This is a genomic window from Salipaludibacillus neizhouensis (assembly GCF_002886185.1).
Taxonomy (GTDB): domain Bacteria; phylum Bacillota; class Bacilli; order Bacillales; family Salisediminibacteriaceae; genus Salipaludibacillus; species Salipaludibacillus neizhouensis.
Genome location: NZ_NJAW01000039.1, coordinates 1 through 1978 on the forward strand (window position 1 = coordinate 1; position 1978 = coordinate 1978).

Annotated in this window: 3 protein-coding genes; 2 read left to right on the forward strand and 1 reads right to left on the reverse strand. The window is 38.0% G+C overall.

Translation table 11 applies throughout. The features are described from left to right. Positions 1-346: CGNR zinc finger domain-containing protein (locus tag CEF18_RS25595; RefSeq protein ID WP_147422048.1), on the forward strand; the 346-nt coding region annotated here is incomplete at its 5' end. 185 nt (positions 347-531) lie between these two features. Here the strand turns inward: CEF18_RS25595 and CEF18_RS25600 are convergent. After that, positions 532-873 (reverse strand): winged helix-turn-helix transcriptional regulator, encoded by a 342-nt coding sequence (locus CEF18_RS25600; RefSeq protein WP_110934576.1) that lies wholly within the window; start codon positions 871-873, stop codon positions 532-534. A gap of 105 nt (positions 874-978) precedes the next feature. On the opposite strand from CEF18_RS25600, the gene CEF18_RS25605 reads away from it, so the two are divergent. Continuing rightward, positions 979-1368 carry a RidA family protein gene (locus tag CEF18_RS25605; protein WP_110934575.1) on the forward strand — a complete coding sequence of 130 codons (390 nt, stop codon included), beginning with the start codon at positions 979-981 and terminating at the stop codon, positions 1366-1368. Positions 1369-1978 lie beyond the last annotated feature (610 nt).

Sequence of the window (1978 nt, forward strand, 5' to 3'; positions counted from 1 at the left end):
ACGAGAAGGATTTGAAGAAATTGCGGACGGAAAACAACTTGATGATAAATGGAAATCTCATCTTGAGGATTTAACCGAACAGGCTCCATTATCATTTAAATTACTATCTGAATCCCTTTTACCAGTTCCAGTTGGTTCTTCAGAAGATGCAATTATATCTCTTATTGCATTTGATGCTCTCCAATTATTAGCTAAAGGAGAGCTATTGCATCTCCACCGTTGTGCTAATCCAGACTGTGTTTTGTTGTTTATGGATACAACTGGCCGTCGTAAATGGTGTTCAATGAAAATATGTGGGAATCGTACAAAAGTAGCTCGCCACCAAATTCGCCGTGAAGAGAACTAAATTATCATGTAATTTAGTCAATTTCATAATGCATTTTCTGAATTAAGTCAGAAGTGCAGAATATCAAAAGTGATCTTTAAAAAATTGGCGCTTTAACAGCGAGAATTGTTAGGTGAAAACTGGCTATTGCTTTTCCGGCAGGGCCGCCTTCTATTCAAGACCGGAGACAAATAAAAATATAAAGGTTAATTATGTTGATTGTTGGTTCCCCATTCACACATTGATTCCATAATAGGTAATAATGTCTCGCCTTTTTCCGTGAGACGGTATTCAACTTTAGGAGTCACCTGAGAGTATTCTTTACGATGTACTATTCCATCTGCTTCCAATTCTTTAAGTTGAGCACTCAATATTTTATACGTAATATCCCCTATCTGCCTTTTTATATTATTAAAACGAATCGATGGATTTTCTGCCAAGACATAAAGAATAATCAATTTCCATTTACCCCCAATTAACGATAAGGTATAACCAAAGGGGGTATCTTGAACATGAATTCCTTTTCCTTTGTAGTCAGCCATACTCATGTGGTCACTTTCCTTTCTGATAGCACTATCGGTAAAGTGCGTACTATTTTTTAGTTTGTATTCATTTTATACTAACATCAATGCTGAAATAAAGGAGAGAATAATATGACTGAGAAAAATACGTACGATCATGGAGTTGCATGGGAAGAAGGAAGCGGTATCACTCAAGGGTACGCTGTAAACGGTAAGATCTACATTTCAGGACAATTTTCACATGATGAACATGGCGCGTTTATTGGGGAGGGAGACATTGAGGCCCAAACGCGTCAAACGCTGGAGAATCTCGATCGTGTGCTTGCCGGATTCGGTGTTACGAGGTCGAACCTCGCTTACGTGGAGATCTACTTGACTGACGCACAAAAACATTCTGAGCCTTGTATCCGGCTTTTTAAGGAATATCTGGATCAACATCGACCTGCTGGCAGTCTTCTCGGCGTCACTTATCTAGCGTTTCCTGAACAATTGGTCGAAATTAGTGCTGTTGCCCATAAGTAGTAACAGCGCACCACCAATAGGACTAAAAGTCTGAGTTACTAGATGGCGTACGATAGTTTGTGTAAGAAAAAGTTTAAGACAAAAAAGAGGTAGGGTATCCTCATTGTTAACTACGAAATCAACTGAAAGGAGATCCCCTACCTATAAATACTTCTGATTTTCAGTTTTGGGAAAGCTTCTGGATGGCATCGGAGAATCCCTTCAGATTTTTCACGCTAGCAATAAGGTTGATATCCTGTTCATAAGGTTACTTATGATACAACCCATCTAAGTTCATTCTAAGAAAACCAAAGGAGACCGTCATACATGAACGGCCTCCTTTCTATTAAAATCCTCTTTATGGGGTACCACCAACTTTTTACCACATTACTCACGTTAAGACATTTATTTGCAAAATAAGTTGTAAAATAGCGTAGATGTTGAATTCCACGCTAAAAACTCAACATAACATGCTTCATAAATACATACTTTTATACTTTTTAGATGGTGTTAGTCCAGTAAAATTTTGCGTAGAATTATCAAAATGACTCCTTAGCGTTTGAAAAGCAACGTTTTGATGGAAGATTATGTATTAGCGTGAGTTTTACGTCAAAATGTTGGCTGTACCCCT

What these genes read in the sequence shown, in the direction of transcription:
- CEF18_RS25600 (WP_110934576.1), bottom strand. Translation starts at nt 873, where the DNA reads ATGAGTATGGCTGACTACAAAGGAAAAGGAATTCATGTTCAAGATACC.
- CEF18_RS25605 (WP_110934575.1), top strand. Translation starts at nt 979, where the DNA reads ATGACTGAGAAAAATACGTACGATCATGGAGTTGCATGGGAAGAAGGA.